The sequence below is a fragment of the Pararhizobium sp. LjRoot255 genome (assembly GCF_964252905.1).
Lineage (GTDB): Bacteria > Pseudomonadota > Alphaproteobacteria > Rhizobiales > Rhizobiaceae > Pararhizobium.
Window position 1 is genome coordinate 2450001 of sequence record NZ_CAXUPQ020000001.1, and the last position, 21436, is coordinate 2471436.

16 protein-coding genes, 1 tRNA gene, 2 rRNA genes and 1 pseudogene are annotated in these 21436 nt (G+C 59.5%); 9 read left to right on the forward strand and 11 right to left on the reverse strand.

What is annotated here, in order from left to right:
• Nucleotides 1-142: 142 nt before the first annotated feature.
• The 3 genes from ACSQ2W_RS11905 (at nt 143) to ACSQ2W_RS11915 (ending at nt 3649) form a co-directional block, all read left to right on the forward strand.
• Nucleotides 143-2939: ribosomal RNA gene (locus ACSQ2W_RS11905) — 23S ribosomal RNA — on the forward strand.
• Between the two features lie 269 nt (nt 2940-3208).
• Nucleotides 3209-3323, forward strand: a 5S ribosomal RNA gene (gene rrf / locus ACSQ2W_RS11910).
• 249 nt (nt 3324-3572) lie between these two features.
• Nucleotides 3573-3649: transfer RNA gene (locus ACSQ2W_RS11915), tRNA-Met, on the forward strand.
• On the opposite strand, the gene ACSQ2W_RS11920 is transcribed toward ACSQ2W_RS11915, so the two are convergent.
• From ACSQ2W_RS11920 to ACSQ2W_RS11935, 4 genes are all read right to left on the reverse strand, one after another.
• Nucleotides 3606-5132 (reverse strand): recombinase family protein, encoded by a 1527-nt coding sequence (locus ACSQ2W_RS11920; RefSeq protein WP_436087765.1) that lies wholly within the window; start codon nt 5130-5132, stop codon nt 3606-3608. The genes ACSQ2W_RS11915 and ACSQ2W_RS11920 overlap by 44 nt on opposite strands.
• A gap of 20 nt (nt 5133-5152) precedes the next feature.
• Nucleotides 5153-5449, reverse strand: coding sequence for a recombinase family protein (locus ACSQ2W_RS11925; RefSeq protein WP_436086416.1), 297 nt, complete (start codon nt 5447-5449; stop codon nt 5153-5155).
• Nucleotides 5450-5592: 143 nt separating this feature from the next.
• Entirely contained in the window at nt 5593-6159 is a 567-nt protein-coding gene (locus tag ACSQ2W_RS11930; RefSeq protein ID WP_436086417.1) for a hypothetical protein, read from the reverse strand.
• A gap of 592 nt (nt 6160-6751) precedes the next feature.
• Nucleotides 6752-7108: a hypothetical protein gene (locus tag ACSQ2W_RS11935; RefSeq protein WP_436086418.1), complete on the reverse strand. Its 357-nt coding sequence runs from the start codon at nt 7106-7108 to the stop codon at nt 6752-6754.
• Between the two features lie 54 nt (nt 7109-7162).
• Here ACSQ2W_RS11935 and ACSQ2W_RS11940 point away from each other — a divergent pair, with 54 nt between their 5' ends.
• The 5 genes and pseudogenes from ACSQ2W_RS11940 to ACSQ2W_RS11960 all read left to right on the forward strand — a co-directional run.
• Nucleotides 7163-7801, forward strand: coding sequence for a hypothetical protein (locus ACSQ2W_RS11940; RefSeq protein WP_436086419.1), 639 nt, complete (start codon nt 7163-7165; stop codon nt 7799-7801).
• 223 nt (nt 7802-8024) lie between these two features.
• Nucleotides 8025-8567 carry a hypothetical protein gene (locus ACSQ2W_RS11945; RefSeq protein ID WP_436086420.1) on the forward strand — a complete coding sequence of 181 codons (543 nt, stop codon included), beginning with the start codon at nt 8025-8027 and terminating at the stop codon, nt 8565-8567.
• Complete coding sequence (locus ACSQ2W_RS11950) at nt 8560-10596, forward strand: AAA family ATPase (RefSeq protein ID WP_436086421.1); 2037 nt, start codon at nt 8560-8562, stop codon at nt 10594-10596. The genes ACSQ2W_RS11945 and ACSQ2W_RS11950 overlap by 8 nt, the downstream gene beginning before the upstream one ends.
• Nucleotides 10593-11375 carry an ATP-dependent Zn protease gene (locus ACSQ2W_RS11955; RefSeq protein ID WP_436086422.1) on the forward strand — a complete coding sequence of 261 codons (783 nt, stop codon included), beginning with the start codon at nt 10593-10595 and terminating at the stop codon, nt 11373-11375. The genes ACSQ2W_RS11950 and ACSQ2W_RS11955 overlap by 4 nt, the downstream gene beginning before the upstream one ends.
• Before the next feature lie 80 nt (nt 11376-11455).
• A pseudogene (locus ACSQ2W_RS11960) lies at nt 11456-11650 on the forward strand (RHE_PE00001 family protein); the annotation flags it as partial.
• A gap of 326 nt (nt 11651-11976) precedes the next feature.
• Here the strand turns inward: ACSQ2W_RS11960 and ACSQ2W_RS11965 are convergent.
• Nucleotides 11977-12726, reverse strand: a complete 750-nt coding sequence (locus tag ACSQ2W_RS11965; RefSeq protein ID WP_436086423.1) for an SDR family NAD(P)-dependent oxidoreductase — start codon at nt 12724-12726, stop codon at nt 11977-11979.
• Between the two features lie 59 nt (nt 12727-12785).
• Between ACSQ2W_RS11965 and ACSQ2W_RS11970 the strand changes: the two genes are divergently transcribed.
• Nucleotides 12786-13718, forward strand: a complete 933-nt coding sequence (locus ACSQ2W_RS11970) for a LysR substrate-binding domain-containing protein (RefSeq protein ID WP_436086424.1) — start codon at nt 12786-12788, stop codon at nt 13716-13718.
• Between the two features lie 88 nt (nt 13719-13806).
• Here the strand turns inward: ACSQ2W_RS11970 and ACSQ2W_RS11975 are convergent, their stop codons facing one another.
• From ACSQ2W_RS11975 to ACSQ2W_RS12000, 6 genes are all read right to left on the reverse strand, one after another.
• On the reverse strand, nt 13807-14502 hold the full coding sequence (locus tag ACSQ2W_RS11975) for a response regulator transcription factor (protein ID WP_436086425.1): 696 nt from the start codon (nt 14500-14502) through the stop codon (nt 13807-13809).
• A gap of 1 nt (nt 14503) precedes the next feature.
• Nucleotides 14504-14881: a response regulator gene (locus ACSQ2W_RS11980; RefSeq protein ID WP_436086426.1), complete on the reverse strand. Its 378-nt coding sequence runs from the start codon at nt 14879-14881 to the stop codon at nt 14504-14506.
• Nucleotides 14882-14883: 2 nt separating this feature from the next.
• A complete protein-coding gene (locus tag ACSQ2W_RS11985; RefSeq protein WP_436086427.1) occupies nt 14884-15525 on the reverse strand; it encodes a response regulator transcription factor in 642 nt (213 codons plus the stop codon).
• Nucleotides 15522-19127: a PAS domain-containing protein gene (locus tag ACSQ2W_RS11990; RefSeq protein WP_436086428.1), complete on the reverse strand. Its 3606-nt coding sequence runs from the start codon at nt 19125-19127 to the stop codon at nt 15522-15524. Before ACSQ2W_RS11990 ends, ACSQ2W_RS11985 begins: the two co-directional genes overlap by 4 nt.
• A 219-nt stretch (nt 19128-19346) precedes the next feature.
• Complete coding sequence (locus tag ACSQ2W_RS11995; protein WP_436086429.1) at nt 19347-20207, reverse strand: SDR family oxidoreductase; 861 nt, start codon at nt 20205-20207, stop codon at nt 19347-19349.
• A gap of 117 nt (nt 20208-20324) precedes the next feature.
• Nucleotides 20325-21305 (reverse strand): alpha/beta fold hydrolase, encoded by a 981-nt coding sequence (locus tag ACSQ2W_RS12000; protein WP_436086430.1) that lies wholly within the window; start codon nt 21303-21305, stop codon nt 20325-20327.
• Nucleotides 21306-21436: the final 131 nt, after the last annotated feature.

Sequence of the window (21436 nt, forward strand, 5' to 3'; positions counted from 1 at the left end):
CCGAAGTGCACCGGCGTGCCTTCAGATGGGGAACGGATCGAACACGTCGATGGCATCTGGATTTGCTGTGGTTGTAAAAGGTAACTGCAGCGCCCCATCCCTTCGGGATGGTGGCTTAAGGATGAGCATTGGCAATGAGAACGATCAAGTGAAATAAGGGCAATTGGTGGATGCCTTGGCATGCACAGGCGATGAAGGACGTGATACGCTGCGATAAGCCGTGGGGAGCTGCGAATGAGCTTTGATCCATGGATTTCCGAATGGGGAAACCCACCTTAAATGCTTAGAAAATCCAAACTGTCAGCGATGACGGCTTGGGTTTCTAAGCATTGTGATAAGGTATCTTACCTTCGAATACATAGGGGTAAGAAGCGAACGCAGGGAACTGAAACATCTAAGTACCTGCAGGAAAGGACATCAACCGAGACTCCGCAAGTAGTGGCGAGCGAACGCGGACCAGGCCAGTGGCCTTGGGGAATAAAGTGGAACGGAATGGAAAGTCCGGCCGTAGCGGGTGATAGCCCCGTACATGTAGAACACCCAAGGTCCTTGAGTAAGGCGGGACACGTGAAATCCTGTTTGAAATTGGGGGGACCACCCTCCAAGCCTAAGTACTCGTGCATGACCGATAGCGAACAAGTACCGTGAGGGAAAGGTGAAAAGCACCCCGACAAGGGGAGTGAAATAGAACCTGAAACCGGTTGCCTACAAACAGTCGGAGCCCGCAAGGGTGACGGCGTACCTTTTGTATAATGGGTCAACGACTTAGTGTGACGAGCAAGCTTAAGCCGATAGGTGAAGGCGCAGCGAAAGCGAGTCTGAACAGGGCGTTCAGTTCGTCGCATTAGACCCGAAACCGAGTGATCTAGCCATGAGCAGGTTGAAGGTTGGGTAACACCAACTGGAGGACCGAACCCGCATCTGTTGCAATAGATTGGGATGACTTGTGGCTAGGGGTGAAAGGCCAATCAAACTCGGAAATAGCTGGTTCTCCGCGAAAACTATTTAGGTAGTGCGTCGACCGAATACCCTCGGGGGTAGAGCACTGGATGGGCTATGGGGACTCACCGTCTTACTGATCCTAACCAAACTCCGAATACCGAGGAGTACTAGTCGGCAGACACACGGCGGGTGCTAACGTCCGTCGTGAAGAGGGCAACAACCCTGACCTCCAGCTAAGGTCCCCAAGTCATGGCTAAGTGGGAAAGGATGTGAGGATCCCAAAACAACCAGGATGTTGGCTTAGAAGCAGCCATCATTTAAAGAAAGCGTAACAGCTCACTGGTCTAAATAAGGGTCTTTGCGCCGAAAATGTAACGGGGCTAAAGCCATGCACCGAAGCTGAGGATACGTAGTGATACGTGTGGTAGCGGAGCGTTCCGTAAGCCTGTGAAGGGAGACCCGTGAGGGCTCCTGGAGGTATCGGAAGTGCGAATGTTGACATGAGTAACGATAAAGGGAGTGAGAGACTCCCTCGCCGAAAGACCAAGGGTTCCTGCTTAAAGTTAATCTGAGCAGGGTTAGCCGGCCCCTAAGATGAGGCAGAAATGCGTAGTCGATGGGAACCACGTTAATATTCGTGGGCCTGGTGGTAGTGACGGATTGCTTAACTTGTTCAGCCTTATTGGATTGGCTGGGCGGGGACGCGGTTCCAGGAAATAGCTCCACCGTATAGACCGTACCCGAAACCGACACAGGTGGTCAGGTAGAGTATACCAAGGCGCTTGAGAGAACTATGCTGAAGGAACTCGGCAAATTGCACGCGTAACTTCGGAAGAAGCGTGACCCCATCGCACGCAAGTGTGTTGGGGTGGCACAGACCAGGGGGTAGCGACTGTTTATCAAAAACACAGGGCTCTGCGAAGTTGCAAAACGACGTATAGGGTCTGACGCCTGCCCGGTGCTGGAAGGTTAAGAGGAGAGGTGCAAGCTTTGAATCGAAGCCCCAGTAAACGGCGGCCGTAACTATAACGGTCCTAAGGTAGCGAAATTCCTTGTCGGGTAAGTTCCGACCTGCACGAATGGCGTAACGACTTCCCCGCTGTCTCCAGCATAGACTCAGTGAAATTGAATTCCCCGTGAAGATGCGGGGTTCCTGCGGTCAGACGGAAAGACCCCGTGCACCTTTACTATAGCTTTACACTGGCATTCGTGTCGGCATGTGTAGGATAGGTGGTAGGCTTTGAAGCGGGGACGCCAGTTCTCGTGGAGCCATCCTTGAAATACCACCCTTATCGTCATGGATGTCTAACCGCGGTCCGTTATCCGGATCCGGGACAGTGTATGGTGGGTAGTTTGACTGGGGCGGTCGCCTCCGAAAGAGTAACGGAGGCGCGCGATGGTGGGCTCAGACCGGTCGGAAATCGGTCGTCGAGTGCAATGGCATAAGCCCGCCTGACTGCGAGACTGACAAGTCGAGCAGAGACGAAAGTCGGTCATAGTGATCCGGTGGTCCCGTGTGGAAGGGCCATCGCTCAACGGATAAAAGGTACGCCGGGGATAACAGGCTGATGACCCCCAAGAGTCCATATCGACGGGGTTGTTTGGCACCTCGATGTCGGCTCATCGCATCCTGGGGCTGGAGCAGGTCCCAAGGGTTTGGCTGTTCGCCAATTAAAGCGGTACGTGAGCTGGGTTCAGAACGTCGTGAGACAGTTCGGTCCCTATCTGCCGTGGGTGTAGGAATATTGACAGGATCTGTCCCTAGTACGAGAGGACCGGGATGGACATATCTCTGGTGGACCTGTTGTGGCGCCAGCCGCATAGCAGGGTAGCTATATATGGAATGGATAACCGCTGAAGGCATCTAAGCGGGAAACCAACCTGAAAACGAGTATTCCCTTGAGAACCGTGGAAGACTACCACGTTGATAGGCCGGGTGTGGAAGCGCAGTAATGTGTGAAGCTTACCGGTACTAATCGTTCGATTGGCTTGATTGTTCTCATTGCTAGTGCTCATCGAAGCGCCCAAGGCGCTTCAATGATCCCGAGCTGTTTTGTTTTGTCCTGACGCTGTCGGCCCTTTAGGCCTGCGCTCCGGACGGGCCGGGCAACGTTGCCCGACGGCCCTTGGCCTTGCGGAGCTTTCGCTCCGGATGGGCTCAAAACAGCTCTGAAAAGACGTGTTCAAAAGATAAAAGAGGGTTTCCCTCGCCAGCTTCTCATTTTGGTTTTGCGCTGTCGCCAGCGCAATTCTTGCCCTTAGTTGACCTGGTGGTTATTGCGGGGTGGCTGCACCCGTTCCCATTCCGAACACGGCCGTGAAACGCCCCAGCGCCGATGGTACTCCGTCTCAAGACGCGGGAGAGTAGGTCGCTGCCAGGTCTATTAAAGGCAAGAAACAAACCAAACACAGGCGCCAGAAGCCGCTTTCGACGAGCCGCATGTGAAACAAAAATCTTCTCTTCAATCTCCGGCCCAGCCGAACAACCGGGCCGCCCTCAAGCGGCCTTTTTGCTTCGGTAATATATGCCGGTTAAAACCAACGGCATTTGGTTCGGCCAAATGCCGGATGCGACAAATCCCTCCGGGATTTGCACGGATGCGACAAGTCCTTCGGACTTGCACAGATAACGCGGGGTGGAGCAGCCCGGTAGCTCGTCAGGCTCATAACCTGAAGGCCGCAGGTTCAAATCCTGCCCCCGCAACCACTGAAACTTGCAAATTCTCCCACTCGGGGTATTTGCACCGAAGCTCCTCCGCGTAAGCGTCGAGGAGCTTTTTTTGTTTCTGCTCCGTGTCCAATTCGCCGGCTGCCAGCTTCTCGAGATAATCATTGTGTTTCTCGACCTGGAACCGCTTCTCCATCGCGGTTGCCGCATCCAACGCCGCCATGACGCTGGCGATACGGCCATGCACTTCGAGCGTCGCCGGCTGATGGCCGGGCGTCTTGCCGATGACGACGGTCTGGATGAGATCACGCACGATCGGCATCAGGCGTTGCTTGGCGTGTTCGTCGGCATTGTTGCGGGCGAGGAAGAGCAGCCTGCGGATGCTGATCTCGACATTGGCCGGATTGAACTGCGTCTTCAGATTGGCGATCTTCTCCTGAAAATCCTCCGCCGGCGCTTCGGCATCGGCGAGTTCCAGCACCAGCTTCTCACGCGTGACTTCCAGTTCATCGAGCTGGTCGTCCAGGATGGCGAGGCGGGGCCGGCCTTCGGCATGGCGGTCTTGGATCTGCTGCATGAGGCTCTTCTGGGTTGTCTTGATCGTCGCAAGCTCGGCGTTCAACGCATCTTTGCGGGAAGGCGCACGCTTCAACATGCCGACTTCATGCGCGATCATCTTCTCCGAAATCCGATCGAAGATGTCGAGGGAGTAGAAGGCAACGGGGATGCAGTTGAGCACCCGTTCCTCCAGGTCCTGGCGCTTGATGGTTTTGGTGTTGCGGCAGCATTCGCCGCCAAGCTCGTCGATCGGCAGCCGCTTGCGATGGTTGGTGCAGCTATAGTGGTCCTTGCCGGAGATTGCATAGGGGCCGCCGCATTCGGCGCATTCAAGCATGCGGCTGAGGAGATATTCCGGGCGCTGCGTCGCATTGAGCCGGTTACTCTGCCCGAAGTCGAACAAATCGCCGATCTCCTTTTGCCGGCTCTTCACGCGCTGCCACAGTTCGTCAGGGACAATGCGCATGGACGGTACATCACTCAGCACCCACTCGTTTGCATCGTTGACGCGGGCAGTTCTGCGCTCGGTGTCCGGGTTCTTGCGATAGTTGCGCTTGTTCCAGACCATGCGGCCGATGTAGCTCTCGTTGTTGAGGATGCCGGTGCCACGGCTGACATGGCCGCGAATGGCCGTGTCGCGCCATTTTTTGCCACGTGGACCGGTAACGCTTTCATTGTTCAACAGATGCGCGATGTCGCGCGGCGACATGCCGTCGGCACAGAGCTTGAAGATGCGCTGGACGATCTCTGCCTTGTCCGGGTCGATCTCGCGAAGCCCCCTGATCCGGTCGCCGTTTGCATCGCGCTGCTGGGACAGCATGTACCCATAGGCAAGGCAGGTGGACGCCTTGCCCTTGCGCACAGCCGTCTTCATGCCTTGTCCGGTAGCGGATCTGTTCAACCAGTTCATGGCTGAGCGCGGCACGCATCGCCAGCTCAAGGTCGGTGACCGGCGTGCCGGCATGGACGGTCCACAGCTCGACGTCACGATAGCGAAGCTTCCTTGAGGATCTTCGCGCTGTGCTCGACGTCACGCGACAGGCGATCGACAGTGACACAGAGGACGACATCGATGCGCTCACGCTTCACATGCGCAATAAGCTTCTGAATGCCGGGGCGAAGCTGATAGCTGGTTCCGCTGATCGCGGCGTCCGAATAGGTTTCCACCAGCTTCCAGCCCTGCCTTTTGGCAAAGGCCTCACCGAGTTCGATCTGCGTTTCGATCGACACTTCGTGCTGGCGGTCGGTGTAGCGGGCATAAAACAGGACAGTCTTGGTCATCGTGGTCTCTCATATCGAGATGAAAATCGGGGGACATGGTAGCCGGCGGGATGGGGTTTGGGAGCCCCGACGCCTTGCCAAGCCATCATGGCTCGGCGAGCGGCGGATGTTGGCGGCAATTATTGCCGCCGGCGCCTCTGGTGCTAATGGAGACAGGAGGCGGACTGCTCGTCAGGGATGGACTGAATATCGTCTTCGTCTACGATGCGCCCAAATGCAGCCGCAATGACTGCGTGCTGGACACCGAGCATCAGTTCCGGAAGCTCTTGCGCGATCTCCTGGACACGAGGATGTGTTTGGTCGGCTCCCGCCGCCAAAAGCATGTCCAGTTCACGCAGCAGGGATGCGATGTCAGGCAATACGAGGCTGAGCATGACCATCATGCGCTTGACGACATCATCGTCCGCAGACCCGTAGGAAAGCGAAAACGTGCAGTAAAACGTCTTCATCTTCTCGTCGATGTACGTCGCTGACATCACGGGATCGGCGTCGACTCCAGCGCCCAGTAAGTTGCTGCCGATCACGACCCAGACAGGCGATGCCAGACGGACGATGTTCGGGCGGGCTACGGGCGTGCTTGCCTTCAGCGAAGTGTGGAAGCCGGACAGAATCTGCCCGTGCTTGGCGGCGAAGGCTTCAGCCTTCGCACGCTCGAGTTCCAGGGAATACGAAGTCGATCCCAGAAACTGGGTTTTGTTCAAACGCGACATGGTTGGTCCTTTCCCTCGCGGTTCGTCGTCGTCTTCGACGACGGACCGCGCGGAGCACCTCATCGCGCATGCGGCCGGTGCAGATTCCGAAACCGGGATCATCCTCGCACTCGATGTCTCGCAACGGCTGGATCGTGGCGCCGTCGACATGGCATTCGTGAACCATGGGCGCCTCCTTTCCGTTGCGGGCTGGCCTGTTGAACACTTGCCGAACCGCTCGGATCTTGACGCTCGCCTAGCGAAATTTATCCCGAATCTCAAATTGGGACAGCGAGGGGCGTTGAGCTGCCAAGAGAGATTGCGCCGCGCCACTGCTAGTTAGTGATTTGGTAACTAGGTGCGGTTTGCGAACCGTTGTGGCTCATATGCAACGGTTTAAGCGGCGTAGCAGATGTCGAGGGGTGATCATGCCCCGCTTATGGTGCCAGCCTTCGAGCGACGAACGGTTGAAAGATCCGATTCAGAATCAAGCGGCGTTCTACGAAGTAATGGGGGGAGAAGTCAAAAAAACTATCAAACGCCGTTAGGCGTTCCAACGGCATCGTCGAGTGAAGAAGGCAGAAATCGGGAGAAGCAGGTCGCGCGCATCCGGTCAGCGCTCCTCATCGGCGCCGTCCGGATAAAGCAGGTGGACCTTGCGACGAAACGGCGAGGCGCCCGTCCGGTACTTCGCAACGAGATCATCGAAGACTTCATCCGAGGCCTGCTCATCGAAACCCTGCTGAACAAGCATGGCCACGACCCGCTGATGGAAATCGTCCAGCACATCTGTTGCACCTCTGACCGCCATGCTTGAGATCGTCATGAAGAGGGCCAACCGGCTGCATTGCGCCGTCATCCGCATCTCGTTCGCTTTCGTGATGTCGAGGCTGATCTCGATCTTTTGATCGATCGCGCCATCGCGGCGATTGCCGACGGCGAACCGGTCGAGGATGAGATCCTCGGCCATTATGTCCACATCGCCTCGCTGGTCCGTGCGGTATCGTTCCGGGAAGGCAAGCTTTTGGAGCAAGCGGTCGAACGTCTGGCGAAGGCGAACCCAAACGTCACCGTCTTGACCCAATCCTTGAAGCTGCCGCTGGTCAAGGCTGCACTCGAAGCCGTGTCCGGAAACGACTGGCAAAGCCTCGACGGGATCAAGCTTGATTGCGAGGCTCCGGCGAAGGGCAGCTACACGCCGGACCTCATTGTTGTGAACCGGGCACGGCACACGGCGTACATCCTCGACCTCAAACGGTCGCTTGCGTCCTACGGTGACACGAGCCGTCTCGAAGAGCTGAAGATGAAAATGATGACCGCGGCGATGGTTCTGCCGGACTGGCTCTACAAGAACCACAAGCGCGTGATGGTCGATACGGTCGAAGTCGCCATTGTTGATGGCGCCAGCCGTCCGAGCGATCATGCCACCGGTGTCTGGGCGGTGTCCGAGATTGACGATCTGCGGGAGATCGACGGAGTTGCTGTCTGCATGGCCGAGTTGCGGTCGCGCTTCGGCCGCCGGGTGCAGCAGCTTCTGGAAGCGGAAGCCCGAAAGGCGCTTGGCGTCGGCGACTGCGTTGCACACACCCGGCAAGCCGCTGGTCCAGTTGAATGGTCCGGCTCGCAGTTACGAGGAAGAGCAGGCAATCGCAGCGCGGGATGAAGATGGCGATCCCGATGACCTCGGCTGCTTCGACGAGGATCAGGATGACAAACCGGAACCGGTCCGCATCCGGGTCGGCTTCGCCCGCCGTCCTCGCCAGAACTGACAGGCCGTTAACCCGACGGCACTGACCGCGGCCGCGCCGTCAAGGCGTGGCCCGTTTCCTCCAGTCCTATCCATTCCAAGAACGCCGGAAGCTATACGCTCCGGCGAGGAGACAATCATGTCCACCGATAGCCACCGCCCGTCTGCGACCGGCTTCCGCTGCGAAGCGATCACGACCCATACCATCTCGCCGCCTTGCGTTCATGAAAGGCTGGAGAACGTTCGCCACCTTGAACCCCACGACAGTAAGGCCGGGCGAAGCGATTCCGATGATCCCGCCGTTCTGATCGGCCTGGCATTCGCCTTCATTCGGCAAGGCCGTTTGCTGGACGGCCATGTGCCTGAGCCCTTGATGCTTCGGTTGAGCGCGCTTGAAGACGAGGGCAACCCGGCATGCCGGTTGCTGATCGACTGGCTGCCGAATCGCAACCGGGATCTTGCTCGGCCTAAGAACGAGCGTTTGGCCTCGTCGATTCCGGCCATCGTGTCGGCAGATACCCTGCGTCTGCGCCGTTCGCCGCGCGATCGTGTTCTCGCTGCTTCCGCGAAATCTGGGCCCATTGATGGGCGCAGGCGCATCCGGAGGCGGCCGCGCGATCTGGTGCAAAATCCCGAAACGGCAATTATTGCCGCTGACACGGGAGGGCGCGTCGATGGATAAGGTCGCCCGCCTTTTTGTCAGCCGTCTTCGGCACTCGCCCGCCGCGAGGCGCGTGCTGCGCAATGGTTTGCTCGAGGGCAAGATCGTTGATGTCGATGGTCATCTGCTCTGCCGCTACAGTCCGGCTTTCGACACGGGAGCGTTGACGGGTTATCCGGCGCGTGACCGTGACTGGTTCCGGCGGTGCTTTGGTGCAGGGCTTGTTGCGCCCAAGGAGGCGTCCAGCGTTACATCCGGCATTGGTGGCGATGTCGTCGTTACGATGGAGACCGTGGACGAGAAGCGCGCATCGCCACTGGTCGCCTTTCCCCGAAAGCGTCGTGGTACGGCTGTGCAGAATGCCGCACTCGGCACAGGCGTCGATCGGCGTGCCTACGCGGTCGGCCTTGTTGGCAGGGCAGCCGATGCGCCGCTGGTCAGTCACGTTGTCGCCGCACTGGTGCTGGCGCGGAGCGTGGCGAAGGAGACGAAACCACTCCGCGACATCATTCGCACTGTGGCTCATGCGCCCCCCGTGATCACATTGAATGCACCGCTCGCCGGCTTCGAACGGGAAGTGCTGCGGCTTCTGCAGACGTCTGGGCTTGTACCCGGCAGCCCCTTCGCCATCGTCGATGCCGACCAGATGTTCGATGACAGCCATTTCGATATCTACGAAGGCGAAAGCCGCAAGCGGTTGGTCGTGTTCCAGGGCGAAGCGGCGCATCGGGTCACCGGCAAATCCCTGCGTCGTCGCGTGATCGGCGCGCTTTCCCGTGACTTTCCTATCCTCACGAATGCCGAAAAGCGATCGGCCATTCCCGCCATGCTGCAGATCTCCGCCGACCTGCCATTGGAGACAGGAAAACTTGATCGGCAGTTCGTCGGCGATCTGGTCGAAGCACTCTATCCGGGCACATTGGTCGACGACGAAGATCTCCCAGCCGATGGCGATGCGCGCTGGCTGTCGCTCGATGATTTGATCCTCGCCTTTCGTCCGGGCCGCGATCTCGGCGAAGCACTCAGCGTGCTTGCCGTGCTCGTCGAGTACAATCGCAAGGATGCGGAGGATGAGGACGGCGGCGATGCTGGCGATATCGCGACAACGTCCGGTTCCAAGGGTTCTGGATCGAAATCCTTAGCCGCGTCCCCGGAGAGAGCGGCAGGGTCGGACGAGAAGCCCAAGCCCTCCGACAGTGAGAACAACGGTCGCTGGAAGCGGGACAAGCCTTCCGGCGCCGAGGTTATCCAGCCGGAGCCTTTGCCATCAGCAGCCGAGATTGGCCACAAGCCGCCAGTGACCGTCGAGACCCTTTCCGGGTACGGCAAGGCGAAGGACTGGGCCCTCGATCTCAAGGCGGATCTGGACGATTACCAGGCGAGCGTACTGACATGGTCCGAGATGAGCACCAAGCTGCTGCTCTCAGGCCCGCCCGGCACCGGCAAGACGACCTTCGCCCGCGCACTCTGCAACAGCTTGCAGATCCCGCTGGTCGTGACCTCCGTCTCGACCTGGCTGCAGGGCGGCCACCTCAACGACGTGATCGACAAGATGAGCAAGACCTTCATCGAGGCACGCGCCATGGCGCCGGCGATCCTGTTCATTGACGAGATCGATGGCATCGGCAAACGCCAGCCCGCCGAACGCGAATATGCCGACTATTGGAATGCGGTGGTCAACAAGGCGTTGGAACTCCTGGACGGCGCGGTGAAAAGCGAGGGACTGATCATCGTCGGCGCCACCAACCGCCCCGACGATATCGACGAGGCGCTGAAGCGATCCGGAAGGTTGGAGACCCATATCGAAATCCCGAAGCCGGATGTCGCGACGCTGGCGGAAATCCTCGTCCATCATCTCGGCGACGATGTGCTGTCGCTGGTCCGCAAAACCATTCAGGACATGGCGCTGAATCCCGAGGGGCCGCGTGGGGATGAGGAGCCTTCGCTGGATGGTGATCCGCTGATCTCGAACCCGCAGCAGGACGACGTCCCGGAGAGAGAAGAAGGCCCCGGCGAACATGCCGTGGAACGAAAAGGAACAAGTCTATGACCGCGATGCAAAGCAACACCACCGTGGATTTGTCGGCAGTCGCGGATGAAGCCAATCCGGTCCAAACTATCCTAACGCGTCTGGCGACCCGAGCGATGGGTTTGACGGGCGCCGATATCGAGCGGATCGTCCGGCAGGCACGTCTCAAGGCTCGACGCGAGAGGCGGCTGATCCGTTACGAGGATATCGAGGAGGGCATCCGGCTTGATCGCCCGCCCGTCCCCTATGATCTGCGTTATCGCTTCGCCATTCACGAGGCCGGGCATGCTGTCGTCCATCATGTTCTCGACCTCGGGCCGATCCATGGTCTCAACATCGACACCGGGCAGGGCGGCTACAATCTGCTCGGCTTCAATCCGTCTGGGACTGCTACCCTGGAATGGTACAAAAACATGCTCGCCATGCTCATGGCGGGCCGGGCCGCCGAGGCCCTCGTCCTTAAGCGTCTATCGAGCGGATCCGCCGGCACGGATGATAGCGATCTGGCGCGGGCAACCCGGATGGCGATCGATATGGAGAGAACCCTCGGCTTTGGCGCCGAGCATCCGCTACTCTATCGGCCTCATCGCAGTCCGGCTGAAGTAATTGACCGCGATCCGCGGCTTGCGGCCCGCGTTCATCGCAGGTTGGAGGTGGCACTGGAAAGCGCAAGAGCGGTCCTGCAAGACCGCAGGGATGTGTTCAACGCTCTGATCCGAGCATTGTTCGATGCCCAGGCGCTCGATGGCGATGTCGTCATGAGCATTCTCAACGGCAGCGAAGACCGCGGTTGCAAGTGAGGGCAGGGAGGCTGACCGGCCTTGGCGGCTGATTGAAAGAATCCCACCGCCGATAGGCGACGGGGCTCGTGAGGAGAATAGGGGAGGACGGTGATGACAGTGCCATCGTGCTCGACGCCGAGTTTGCCGACATCGATGAAGTGCTGGCTCGATCTGATGCGGCGATCAAACGGGCAAGGGCTCTTGGAAATGCCATCGCTCGCGAAAAGGATCCGCTGGGCTATGATCTCGATTGGGATGAAGACGAGCGGCTCGACGAATGGCGCGGCGTGCTGGCTGGACGTCTATAATGGGTTACTGCTGTCGGCACTCTGGGGCGCAGCGTTTGATCGTGGGCTCGTTACCTTCGATGACGACGGACGACCGGTGTTTTCCGCTAACCTAAGTGAGATCGCGCGCGCTGAACTGCGCTGGCATTCGCCGATTCCTTTGACGGACGAACATCGCTGGCGGCTTGCGCACCATCGTGCCCGAGTTGCCGGCACAGCATTCTGAGGGGTTGTGCCGGCTTTGCGTAAGCCTCCTCACACGGCGCAGCGGACCAGTCTTCCGCGCAGTCGAGGATTTCGAGATTATGCTATTTCTGCATTTTTCAGTCCTCTTAAACTAAGGTCATTCCGCCATCGGCATGAAGCTCGATCCCGTTGACGAAGCTCCCAGCATCGGAAGCGAGGAAGAGTGCTGCCCGCGCCAGTTCTTCCGGCCGGCCCAGACGGCCCACCGGGATGAGCGAAGCCATATGATCTTCGAAGGCCGGGCGATCGTCTTCCGACACGCCGAGCTTGCCGAGGATTTCGGTCTCGACCGGTCCCGGGCTCAGGATGTTGACGCGGATCCGCCGCGACTTGAACTCGATCGCCCAGTTTTTCGCAAAGGCGGCGACAGCGGCCTTCGACCCGGCATAGATCGTATGGTCGGGCAGGACCTTTGTTGCCGCGAGCGAACTCGTGACGATGATGCTGCCTCCATCTCGCATTAGCGGCGCGATCGTCTGCACGCCGAAGAACACGCCGCGTGTATTGATAGCGAAGTGCCGGTCGTAATCTTCCGGCTTCACATCGGCGGACGCAGTAAGGTTGATGACACCGGCATTGGCCATGTAGATATCGAGCCCGCCAAAGCGGTTCTTCACAATGTCTGCCAGCTTGCCATGATCTGCAAGGTCGGCGACGTCGCCCACGAAACCAATGGTTGAATGGCCGATTTCATGCACGGCCCGGTCGATGACGTCCTGCCGCCGGCCGGTGATGACGACCTGCGCTCCTTCTTCCGCGAACAGCCGGGCAGTTGCCTTGCCGATGCCGCTATTGCCGCCGGTGATGACGGCGACCTTGTCTTTGAGGTACTGCATTGTTTATCTCCTTTTCAGCTGCAGACGAGATAATCGCTGCCACCCCGCGCCATTAGATCATGGGCGGGCACATGATCTGTGCCACGGAGAGGAAGATGCCGAACCTGTTGAACGAGACGTCGGGCTTGATGGCTTTCGTGCGGACGGTGGAGGCTGGCTCGTTCAGCGCCGCAGCGCGTAATCTGAACACGACGCCATCAGCGGTGTCGAAGAGCGTGGCGCGGTTGGAAAAGAAGATCGGCGCCCGCCTTTTCCTGCGCTCCACCCGTGCCCTCACGCTCACCCAGGACGGTCAGATTTTCTTCGAACGCGTTGCGCCATTATTGCGGGACCTGGACTCGAGCGACGAGGCGATTAGGTCTGAAGTCGCGCCTTCCGGCCGCTTGCGCATCAGCATGCCGAGTGAACTGGCACCTCTGCTATTGCCGCGTCTGTTTACCAGCTTTGCGGCCGACTATCCGAACCTGCATCTCGATATTGGTCTTACGGATCGGTTCGTTGATCTGATCAGGGAGGACTACGACGTTGCGCTGCGCGCAGGTAATCCCGCACAGGGAGATCTCATGGTTCGCCACCTGGCAGACTTGCCGATGGCGATCGTCGCGTCTCCGGTTTTTCTGGAGATCTGGGGCAATCCTGCGACCACCGAAGCCTTATCAGCTCTACCCTTCGCCCGCTATACATTGGGCGGCGTCACACAGCCTCTGCGTCTTGCGGATGAGACGAGCTTTATTCCCTCCGGGCGTATCGATTGCGACTCGGGAGCCGCGCTTATTCAGGCTGCGCTCGGCGGGTTAGGCGCGGCCTATCTTCTGCGATGCCTGGTCGCGAAGGAACTGGAGGCCGGCACGCTTGTCGCGATCGCGCCCGGAATTGCGCTTCCCAGACTCCCCTTCAATGCACTGCACGCCTTTGGCCGCACGGTACCGTTGCGGGTAAAGTTGTTTTGCGATTTCATGGTCCGCGAGGCAAGCATCGTCGAAAAGATCTGAGCAACGGGCATTATTGTTAACGCGGGCATCCGTGCGGATGTGGAGCGAGCCTGAGAACAGCCTCTTCCTTACCTACCGGATAGGTCGCTCAAAATCCGGGCGCGCCGACCTCGCGCTTCGCCGGAGGCAGGGTCTCCCACGCCCTGATCAGCTCTCCGATGGAGCCGGCCTCCATCTTGCGCATGACGTTGGAGCGATGCAGCTTGACCGTGACTTCGCTTATGCTCAGGTCGAAGGCGATCTGCTTGTTGAGGCGCCCGTGCGCGACTTCGCGAAGGATCTCGCGCTCGCGGTGTGTCAGCGTCTCAAGGCGCTCGAGATTGCGTTTGACGACCAGCGCCTCCGAGCGCCGTGCTGCATCCAGCGCAACACCGGCGATCACGGCATCGAGCAGTGTCTGGTCACGCACAGGCTTGGTGAGGAAGTCTACAGCGCCGGCTTTCATCGCCTCGACCGTCATCGGGATGTCGCCGTGCCCGGTCAGGAAGATGATCGGTTTGAGATTGCCGCTTCGTACTAGATGGTGTTGCAGATGCAGCCCGCTCGCTCCGGGCATGCGCACGTCGAGGATCAGGCAGCCTGGCCCGTCCAATATGTCGCCGTCCAGCACTTCGCGGGCCGAGGCGAAACCGACCGGCTGGAAGCCTGCCGAGAGAATCAACTCCGACAAAGCCTCCCGAACGGCTGCATCGTCATCGACAATAATGACGATCGGCTCTGTTGCATCACTCTTGCGCTGCGCTAACAACGGCGCCAATTTCCGGGACGGTTGGTCCACTCTCATGTCACCCTCCATTTCTCGATTTTTGCAAGGCCTCTGCGATGGCTACGAGCAGTGCAGGAGCGTCAAAAGGTTTGCGGAAAAAACCGCTAATGCCCTGGGCGCGGCCCTGGTCTGCGATTTCGTGGCGGCCGGTGATCAGGAAAACCGGCAGTTCCGGACGTGCCTTCTTCACGATGTCACGAAGTTCAAAGCCGTTCGTGTCGGGCATGCCAATGTCCGTTATAAGCACATCCAGGTCTGCCAATCCGCGGACAAGCAAATGCCCGGCCGAGTGGAAGGAGCAAGCCGCATAGCCGGCGGATTCCAGCAGCTCTTCCAGCGACTCGAGCAGCCTTGGATCATCATCGACAACCGCAATGATAGGTTTCTTTTTATCCATAGTTAGTTCCCTCCCGGCCAGCGCGAGTGGGTGATCGCTATTCCCAATCTCTCTGCGATACGCACGAGATCGGCGAGCGATGCTGCTCCCATTTTCTGCATCACTTTCCTTCGATGAATTTGCAGCGTGACTTCGCTGATCCCCAGTTCGGATGCTGCCTGCTTGTTGAGGAGACCGCTCACCACGAGCGGAAGCACCTCGCGCTCTCGTGTCGTCAATTCGAGATAGCGTTGCTTCAGCATGCCGAGTTCGGCTCGTTCCGAGCGGTTTTTTCGATCTTCGGCGATCGCCGTGTGGACTGCGGCCAGGACGTCGGTATCGGTGAACGGCTTGGTGAGAAAATCCACGGCGCCGTGCTTGATCGCCCGCACCGAGGACGGAATGTCGCCGTGCCCGGTAATGAAGACGATAGGCGGATGATCCCCCTCGGCGATCTGCCGCTGCAATTCGAGGCCGTTGATATCGGGCAATTCGACGTCAAGGATCAGGCAGGCGGGAACATCCGGTTTCTCGGCGTTCACATATTCGCCCGCCGACCCGAAGGCTATGGCGCGCATTCCGTGGGCCTCCAGGAGTTCGCCGAGCGCTTCCCGGATGCGTCCGTCATCGTCCACGATGAAAACAACATAGTCATCCGCCGTCATGGTGCCGCTTTCGTTGCAATCGGTAAGGTGAAAATGAATCGCGCGCCGTGCGGTTCATTCTTCTCGGCCCATAAACGCCCGCCATGTGCCTCGATGATCGAGCGGCAGATGGCGAGACCCATGCCCATTCCGTTTTCCTTCGTCGTAAAGAAGGGTTCGAAAATCCGGTCGGGAAATTCGATACCGCGCCCATGATCGTTGATTTCTGTCTGAACCTCGTTACCCAGGCGATGAGCCTGCACCTCAAGAACCTTTTCGCCTGCAATAAGATCCATCGCATCCATGCCGTTGCGGATGAGATTGATCAGGACCTGCTGAATCTGGACGGAATCCAGCGTGACGGGTGGCAGGTCGCTTTCGACGGAAATGTCCATGCGAACGCGACGCCGAGCCCCTTCCTCGGCCATAAGGCCGCCAGCCTCGGTAACGACACTCGCGAGCGTCGTGCTGTTCCTCGTCTCCGTGGATTGCCTGAAGAGGGCGCGGATGCGGCTGACAATATCGGCCGCCGCGTTGGCGTCCCGGATAATGCGCGCGGCGACGATCGTCGCGCGTTCCACGTTCGGAGGCTCGACCGACAGCCAGCGATGGCATGCATGCGAATTGGCGACGATGGCGGCCAGCGGTTGGTTCACCTCATGGGCGATCGATGCCGAGAGTTCCGCGAGGCTTGCGGCCTGCGACGCGACTGCAAGTCTCTCCTGCGTCCGGCGCAATTCCTCCTGCGTGCGCACGTCGTCGTCGATGTCGAAGCTCACTCCGTACCACTGCAGGATGGTGCCATCCGTATCGCGGAGCGGTTCTGCGCGACCGATGATCCAGCGGTAAGTGCCATCGGCCCGACGATGCCGATATTTCATGGTGAAGGTTTCGCCTGTCGTGAACGAGTGAGCGAGAGCCTGGCCGACCGAGGCGGCATCGTCGGGATGGACGGAGTTCTGGATCGCCATCTGCAACCGGCTGGCGTCGGGCGAATCGAGATCGACCAATGTCAAACCCACATATTCCGCCAGTCGCCTGTTCAAATAGGTTGGCTCTCCATCCGCAGCGGCGGCCCAGATTAATGTCGGCAGCGCATCAACGAGCCTCCGAAGCTGCCTCTCGCTCTCTCGCAGGGTTTCCTCCGCGCGGAGTTGATCGTCGATGTCGTGCGAAAGGCCGTACCACTGGACGATCCGCCCGCTTTCGTCGCGCAGCGGTTCGGCGCTACCGTCCACCCAGCGATAGACGCCGTCCGCCCTTCGCAACCGATAGCGCATGGAAAACCGCTTGCCGGTCGCCAAGCTATGGTTGAGCGCTTTCGCCATTTCCGCCGAGTCGTCGGGATGGATGGCCGATTCGATGATGGCTACTCTCCCGCTTGTGTCCAGCTTGTCCGCTTCCCTCGTGTCGACGCCGAAGAAGTCCATCATGCGTTTGTTGAAGAAGGTCGGCTCGCCGGTAGGACTAAGCCGCCAGAGAAGGCTCGGCACCATGTCCACGAGCTGCGAGAACTCTCGTTCACGGTTGCGCAACGCCTCCTGCGCCTGCATTTCGTCTTCGATGTCGATTGACGCGATGTACCATTGCACGATCGCGCCGTCGGCAGCGCGCAGAGGCTGGGCGCGCGCTTCTATCCAGCGATACACGCCATCCTTCGTGCGCCGGCGAAACCGATTCACGAAAGGCTGGCCGGTCGCGAAGCCATTCGTTGCTCTTCGAAACATGGTCGGAAAATCTTCAGGGTGAGCCACGTCTCGAGCCAGCGCATCGAAGTCTTTGATGTCCGCCGTCGGCGAACCAACGTCGTCGAGATATCGCTTGCTGGTGTAGGTCATCTCGCCTGAAGCGGCAAAGCTCAGGATATTGAAGGGCATGGCGTCGATCATTTGCTCCAATTGCCGCTTGCTGCTCTTCAGCTCCTCTTCGGCTTGCACCTGATCGTCGATGTCGATGGACACCTGATACCAGTGAACGATCGCTCCATCTTGATCGCGCAAAGGTTGCGCGCGCGCCTCTATCCAGCGATAGTTGCCATCTTTCCAACGCCGGCGATATCGCATCATGAAGGCGTCGCCAGTTTTAAGGGAGTTGGCTGACGCTCGCAGCACCGCGGGGGCATCTTCGGGATGAACCAGCTTTTGCGCCACTCGGACGGTATCTTCGAAGTTCGCCTTGGAAAGGCCGAGCTCCTCCAAAGATCGCTTATTGACGTACGCCAGCTTGCCAGCAGGCGTCCAGCTCCAGATGTGGACTGGCAAGGCGTCCACAAGCTGCGAGAGCTCCCGCTCCCGGTGGCGCAAGGCCTCCTGCGCCTGCACCTCGTCATCGATGTCGATTGAAATTGCAAACCATTGCACGATTTTGCCGCTGTCGTCCCGCAGCGGTTCCGCCCGGCCGTCCACCCAGCGATACACGCCGTCGGCGCGACGCATGCGATATTTCATCGAGTATGGTTCCCCGGTAGCGACGGCGTCGCGCACCGCTTGTAACAGGCTATGCGCATCATCTGGATGGACGAGAGTCTCAATGTTTGTCACCAGTTGGCTTGTGCCTGGCCTGTTCAACTGTTGCAGATCAAGCCCGAAAAAATCCACCAGGCGCTTGTTGAAGAAGGTCGGCTCGCCTTCGGGCGTCAGCCGTCTGATGTGGACTGGGACCATGTTCACTATCTGCGAGAGCTCTCGCTCTCTATCGCGCAGGGCCTCCACACTTTGGCGTAATGTCAGCAACGCGAGCTGGTGCTGCCGGGATATGGCGGCCACGACCAAGGCCGAAAATGCCGAGATCGCCAGGAAGAGTTGCAGCATGATCTGGTTGTGGCGTTGATTCTCGGCATTTCCGGCGAACTGGCTGGCGCCGGATATCGTGAAGATCGCGGTTATTAGCGCGAGGAGGGCGAGAGTAACAGCAGCCCCTTTAAACTCGAAACGCACGGCAGCCCAAAGCAGCGGCGGCATGATGATATAGGAAAAGGGCAGGTAGCCGCCGAGCGAAAGGGCCGCGACGCCGAGAAGGATCAGTCCCACGGCACACGCTTCTATCCATCGCGCAGCCGATAGCTCTGCCTTGCTGTTCCAGTTCTGGATCACGACCAGCGCGAGCGGCGCGACGATCAGGACGCCAGTGGCATCCCCGATCCACCAGAGAGGCCAGGCCCCCAAGAAAGTTTGCGAAAGTATGCCGAACCAGGCAAGCGTCGCACTTCCGACCGTCGCGCTGACCACCGGGGCAGCTCCAGCGCCCAATACGACGAATACAAGAACTTCCCGCAAGGTTTCGAGCCGAACCGGCCGACCCAAAGCCCGGTTTACGAGCCACGCGCCGACCATGGCTTCGAGCGCGTTGCCGGCATAAATCAGGACGGCGGCGGGCAGCGGGCTGTGGAACCACAGGACATTGCCGAACAGCTCGCCGAGGCAGCCGACCAACACCCACCACGGCCAGCTCTGTTTGGGTGCGAGGATAAGGGTCGCAATGAAAAGCCCACTCGGAGGCCATATGGAAATGCCTGTTCCGGGTACGATTGCAAGTGCCTGCGCAAAGCCGCAACCCAGGACATAGGCCGCAAAAAACAGACCCAGGTGCAGGAGTTGGGGGCGGTACGACCAGACGCGCGTCATCGGCGGCTCCTGCAGGGGAAATAAAGCTTGGGCGCCGCCAGCATATCGAGTGGCTAGCTCGATATCAGCGTCAGCGATCCCGTGTCGTACACTATTCGCGCCACTGCACGGCCGCAACCTATGGAAATCCATGTATTCGGCGATGCCGTCGCTTGGCCGCCCTGGTAGAAAACTGTCAAGCCTCAATAATATCCTACATTCGCTTGGAGGGTTCCTGTCTCAGTCCAAAAGCCGCAGGGGAGTGGCATTCTCGTCGAAATCCGGCGACCGGCTGACCTTGTTCCATTGGAGCGCGGCTGTCGATCGGACCACGTCGTTCTGGGCAATTCGCGCCAGCGCGTCGCTTCCCAGGACAAGCTGTTCCGGTAGATCATCCAAGCGTGAAAGATCGAAGATGACGGCGGCCACCTTGTCGGGATCGCCAGGCTCGGTGCCGGCATAGCCCTCCGTCATCTTCATGATCGCGCCGACGGTCGGTTCGTATTCCGGCAGCAGCGGCGGGATGTGGCCGCGAGCGACCCGCGTCCAGTTCGTGCGGATACTGCCCGGCTCGATGGCGACGGCCGTGACGCCGAACGGCTTGACCTCCTTGGCGAGCGAAGTGGTGAAGCCACTCACCGCCCATTTGGCGGCGGCGTAAGCGGTGGAGCCAGGACTGCCGAAGCGCGCCGAGCTGGACGAAATGTTGATGATATGTCCTGATTTCTGCCGGCGCATCACGGGGAGGGCGGCGCGTGTCAGATTGACAACGCCGTAGAAATTCGTGTCGATCTCGGCCTTGAAATCGTCTTCCGAGACCTGTTCAAAAGGGCTGAGATGCGCATAGCCGGCATTGTTCAGCAGGACGTCGAGGCGTCCGAACCGCTCTATTGCGGTGTCGACTGCGCCGCGCGATGCCGACATGTCCGTCACATCGAGTTCAATGAGGACAACCTGCTTGCCGTAGCGGCGCGCAAGGTCGAGGAGGCGGTTGACGTCTCGGGCTGTCGCGACAAGGTTGTCGCCGCGTGCGAGCACGAGTTCGGCCGTGCTACGGCCGATCCCGCTGGCGCTGCCGGTTATGAGCCAAGTCTTCGGCATGTTGGATGCCCTCTAAAACGGCGATGATGGAAAGGGCGTGAATGGAAATGGCGCGACTTGCCGCGCCAGGTACGGACGGGACGCGGAGCAGGGCAGCCTGCTCCGCAAGCCGTGGGGTCAGGCTTTGAGGAAGGCGAGCAGGTCGGCGTTGACCTGGTCCTGATGCGTGGCGGTAATGCCGTGCGGCGCGCCGGGATAGTAGATATCCTTGGCGCCCTTGATCAGCCGGGCAGACTTGACGGCGGAATCCTTGACCGGAACGATCTGGTCGTCCTCCCCGTGCAGGACGAGCGTCGGCACATCGAACTTCTTCAGATCTTCGGTGAAGTCGGTTTCCGAGAATGCCTTGACGCATTCATAGGCGCTCAGCAGGCCGGCTTGCATGCTCCAGAGCCAGAATTGGTCGAGCGTGCCCTGGGAAACGTTCGAGCCGGGTCGATTGGCTCCGTAGAATTGCGGGGCAAGGTCGCGGTAGAATTGCGAGCGATCCTTGACGAGGCCGGCGCGGATCGCGTCGAACGCCTCGATCGGCAGGCCTTCCGGATTGGCCGCCGATTTCACCATGACCGGTGGCACGGCGGCGATGAGGACGGCCTTGGCGACACGCTTCGTGCCGTGCCGACCGATATAGCGGGCGACCTCGCCGCCGCCGGTGGAGTGGCCGACCAGCGTTGCGTCCCTGAGGTCCAGCGCCTCGATAACGGCGGCGAGATCGTCGGCGTATCCGTTCATGTCGTTCCCCGACGTCGGCTTGCTGGAGCGTCCATGGCCGCGGCGATCGTGCGCCACAACGCGAAAACCGTGCTGGGCGAGGAAGAGCATCTGGCCGTCCCAGGCATCGGAGCTTAGCGGCCAGCCGTGCGAGAAGGTGACGACCGGGCCGGTACCCCAGTCCTTGTAATAGATTTCTGTGCCGTCCTTGGTGGTGATCGTGCTCATTGCTTGCTTTCCATGATTGATGGTGGCGGGAAGAGGCTGCTTCGAAGTCTTTGCGGCGGCAACCGCGGGCAGACCCGCTGCGATACCGGCGGTGAGGCTGCCGAGCAGAGCGTCGCGGCGTGAGAGGCTAACAGCCGATGGATTTGAAATGTCCTGCATATTTTATCCTTCACGATGGTTGAAATGCGAACGAGGATGGCGACCGCTGGCCCGGAAGACTATTGGCCGAAAGCATCTGCGGACTGTGCGAAAGTTTAGAGGCGAAACTTCTCCGGACCGACAAGGCGGCC

Excerpts from the sequence above, each read along its gene's own strand:
- ACSQ2W_RS11925 (WP_436086416.1), bottom strand. The coding sequence starts at position 5,449 with ATGACCAAGACTGTCCTGTTTTATGCCCGCTACACCGACCGCCAGCAC.
- ACSQ2W_RS11995 (WP_436086429.1), bottom strand. The coding sequence starts at position 20,207 with ATGCCGAAGACTTGGCTCATAACCGGCAGCGCCAGCGGGATCGGCCGT.
- ACSQ2W_RS11950 (WP_436086421.1), top strand. The coding sequence starts at position 8,560 with ATGGATAAGGTCGCCCGCCTTTTTGTCAGCCGTCTTCGGCACTCGCCC.
- ACSQ2W_RS11990 (WP_436086428.1), bottom strand. The coding sequence starts at position 19,127 with ATGACGCGCGTCTGGTCGTACCGCCCCCAACTCCTGCACCTGGGTCTG.
- ACSQ2W_RS11920 (WP_436087765.1), bottom strand. The coding sequence starts at position 5,132 with ATGCCGGCACGCCGGTCACCGACCTTGAGCTGGCGATGCGTGCCGCGC.
- ACSQ2W_RS11935 (WP_436086418.1), bottom strand. The coding sequence starts at position 7,108 with ATGGCCGAGGATCTCATCCTCGACCGGTTCGCCGTCGGCAATCGCCGC.
- ACSQ2W_RS11945 (WP_436086420.1), top strand. The coding sequence starts at position 8,025 with ATGTCCACCGATAGCCACCGCCCGTCTGCGACCGGCTTCCGCTGCGAA.
- ACSQ2W_RS12000 (WP_436086430.1), bottom strand. The coding sequence starts at position 21,305 with ATGCAGGACATTTCAAATCCATCGGCTGTTAGCCTCTCACGCCGCGAC.
- ACSQ2W_RS11970 (WP_436086424.1), top strand. The coding sequence starts at position 12,786 with ATGGGCGGGCACATGATCTGTGCCACGGAGAGGAAGATGCCGAACCTG.
- ACSQ2W_RS11965 (WP_436086423.1), bottom strand. The coding sequence starts at position 12,726 with ATGCAGTACCTCAAAGACAAGGTCGCCGTCATCACCGGCGGCAATAGC.
- ACSQ2W_RS11975 (WP_436086425.1), bottom strand. The coding sequence starts at position 14,502 with ATGAGAGTGGACCAACCGTCCCGGAAATTGGCGCCGTTGTTAGCGCAG.
- ACSQ2W_RS11955 (WP_436086422.1), top strand. The coding sequence starts at position 10,593 with ATGACCGCGATGCAAAGCAACACCACCGTGGATTTGTCGGCAGTCGCG.
- ACSQ2W_RS11985 (WP_436086427.1), bottom strand. The coding sequence starts at position 15,525 with ATGACGGCGGATGACTATGTTGTTTTCATCGTGGACGATGACGGACGC.
- ACSQ2W_RS11930 (WP_436086417.1), bottom strand. The coding sequence starts at position 6,159 with ATGTCGCGTTTGAACAAAACCCAGTTTCTGGGATCGACTTCGTATTCC.
- ACSQ2W_RS11980 (WP_436086426.1), bottom strand. The coding sequence starts at position 14,881 with ATGGATAAAAAGAAACCTATCATTGCGGTTGTCGATGATGATCCAAGG.